We start from the raw sequence: 2,808 nt of genomic DNA, 5'->3' as shown, positions 1-2,808 counted from the left end.
CGTGAGGTCCTCGGACATCTTCTTCGTCAACGTGGTGACCAGGACGCGCTCATCCTTCTCCGCGCGGATCCTGATCTCGTGGACCAGGTCGTCGATCTGGCCCTCGGTCGGCTTGACGATGACCTCCGGGTCGATCAGGCCGGTCGGCCGGATGACCTGCTCGACGAACTCGCCGCCGGTCTGGCCCATCTCGTACGGCCCGGGCGTCGCCGAGAGATACACCGTCTGGCCGATCCTGTCGGAGAACTCCTCCCAGGTCAGCGGCCTGTTGTCCATCGCGCTCGGCAACCGGAACCCGTGCTCGACGAGGTTCCGCTTACGCGACATGTCACCCTCGTACATGCCGCCGATCTGCGGCACCGTCACATGCGACTCGTCGATGACGAGCAGGAAGTCGTCCGGGAAGTAGTCGATCAGCGTCGCGGGCGAAGTGCCGCCGGGACGGCCGTCGATATGCCGTGAGTAGTTCTCGATCCCCGAGCAGAACCCGACCTGGCGCATCATCTCGATGTCGTAACTGGTCCGCATGCGCAGCCGCTGGGCCTCCAGCAACTTGCCCGCCTTCTCCAGCCCGGCGAGCCGCTCTTCCAGCTCGGCCTCGATGCCCTTGATGGCCTTTTCCATCCGCTCCGGCCCGGCGACGTAGTGCGTGGCCGGGAAGATACGCAGCTCGTCGACCTCGTTGACGATGTCGCCGGTGAGCGGGTGCAGGTAGTACAGCTTCTCGATCTCGTCACCGAAGAACTCGACCCGGATCGCCAACTCCTCGTACGCCGGGATGATGTCGACGGTGTCGCCACGCGCGCGGAACGTGCCGCGCGCGAACGCGATGTCGTTGCGGGTGTACTGGATGTCCACCAGCGCGCGCAGGAACACGTCCCGCGACAGCTCCATGCCCACCTTCAGGCTGCTCGACCTGTCCAGGTAGGACTGCGGCGTGCCGAGGCCGTAGATGCAGGAGACACTGGCGACCACGATGACGTCGCGCCGGGACAGCAGGTTCATCGTCGCGGAGTGCCGCAGCCGCTCGACGTCGTCGTTGATCGACGAGTCCTTCTCGATGTAGGTGTCCGTCTGCGCGATGTACGCCTCGGGCTGGTAGTAGTCGTAGTAGCTGACGAAGTACTCGACGGCGTTGTTCGGGAAGAGGTCCCGAAGCTCGTTGGCCAGCTGGGCGGCGAGCGTCTTGTTCGGCGCCATCACCAGGGTGGGGCGCTGGACCCGCTCGATGAGCCAGGCCGTGGTCGCCGACTTGCCGGTACCGGTGGCACCGAGGAGGACGACCTCCTTCTCGCCGGCGTTGACCCGCTTCTCCAGCTCGTCGATCGCGGCGGGCTGGTCACCGGCGGGCTTGTAGTCGCTGACCACCTCGAACCGGCCGCCCGACCGAGGGATCTCGGAGACAGGCCGGAATTCGGACTGGGCGAGTACGGGATGTTCGGTTGCGAAAGCCACGGGATCCAGGGTAGACGCCCCCACCGACAGTTTCAGGCCGGTCAGGCGTGGCTCACCCCGCCGCGGCGAGGCTCACCCGGCCGCAGCGAGGCTCACCCAGCCGCAGCGAGGAAACCCGGAGCGGGCGCGGGCGAGCGCAGCAGACAGGTCTGGCACGGCATTCCGCACAGCCTGTCCAGCATCTCGGCCTGGCCGGGGTAAACCTCTTCGCCGCACAACGCCGTCAGGTGCCCGGGCAGGGCGCCTTCGGTCGGCACGGGGATCAGGTGGATCACGCGTCTGCTCTCGCCGACGACGCCTCGGCGCAGTCGGACGAGTGCGAGAGCCCCACCTTGTTCACCCATGGCTGAAGGTTAGGGCCGAACGGAGTAAAGCTCTTCGTGTCGCCGACCCAAGGAACTTCGACATCGGTGGTGCGAAACACCAAAAATCAGGGGTGTTTCAGGCTTCAAGACAGCACTGCGGCGCCCAAACGGTGGCAGAGGTTCAACGCCAGCTCGACGTCGAGGCGGTTTTCGGTGATCGGCCTGGCCAGGAGTTCCTGTGCCTTGCGCACGCGGTACTGCACGGAGTTCTTGTGCATGGTGAGCGCGGCGGCCGCGGCAGTGTAACTACTACCCGTCGCAAGGAAGACACGCAGTGTGTCGCGCAAGCGTTCGCAGTTGCTGTCGTCAGTGCTCATCGCGCCGAGGGTGTCGGCGACCCAGAGCCGCGCCGCCCCCAGGTCCGAGGTCATCAACGCCATCGTGCCGACCTCGCGGAAGGTCAGCGCGCGGTCGCAGTGCTCGCCGGCGGCCAGCGCGAGGGCGTGCACCTTCAGCGCCTGCTGGTGGGTGTGGCGGAAACCCTGGGCACCCAGCCCCGGCTCACCGAGGGACAGCCGGACACTCGGCTCACTGCTCGCGAGCGCCTGGTCTAGGAGTTCACGATCCGGGAACGCGGTGGATGCCAGCGGCAGCCACACCCAGGCACTCGACTCGTCCCGCGGCACGAACAAGGGACGACCGTCGCCTTCCAGCCGCTTCCCCAGCTCGACGGCCAGCGCCTCCAGCGCGCCCAGCGCGTCACCGGCGTACGCGTCGGAGGTGTGCCACACGATCATTCCCAGGTGGACCCCGCGCATCCGGTAGCCCAGTGCCGCTTCGGTGGCCTCGACGTCCACGCCGTCGATGTCGAGCAGTGACCCGTCACTGTCCAAAAGCGCCCGTACCCTGGCCGTCCGCACCGCGCTCCGGTTGAACAGCCAGCGGTCCCGTTCCTCCTGGTAGGCCGAAACGACCTGCTGGCTCACCCTGTCCACGAAGGCGAAGGTGACCGTCAGCAGGCGGCGCACCATGGCGCCGAACAGGATCG

3 protein-coding genes are annotated in these 2,808 nt (G+C 66.9%); all 3 read right to left on the bottom strand.

What is annotated here, in order from left to right; all coding sequences use genetic code 11:
* On the bottom strand, positions 1–1,395 hold a 1,395-nt coding region (gene uvrB, locus VFG33_RS10335; RefSeq protein WP_414672940.1), incomplete at its 3' end, for an excinuclease ABC subunit UvrB.
* A 152-nt stretch (positions 1,396–1,547) separates the two neighbouring features.
* Complete coding sequence (locus VFG33_RS10330; protein WP_325024895.1) at positions 1,548–1,799, bottom strand: hypothetical protein; 252 nt, start codon at positions 1,797–1,799, stop codon at positions 1,548–1,550.
* Between the two features lie 104 nt (positions 1,800–1,903).
* Positions 1,904–2,808, bottom strand: a 905-nt coding sequence (locus VFG33_RS10325; RefSeq protein ID WP_325024893.1) for a PucR family transcriptional regulator, incomplete at its 5' end; no start/stop codon positions are given.

The sequence above is a fragment of the Kribbella sp. genome (assembly GCF_035687465.1).
GTDB lineage: Bacteria > Actinomycetota > Actinomycetes > Propionibacteriales > Kribbellaceae > Kribbella.
The sequence above is the reverse complement of the archived record's forward strand: the minus strand, read 5'-3'. Positions and strand labels throughout refer to the sequence as shown.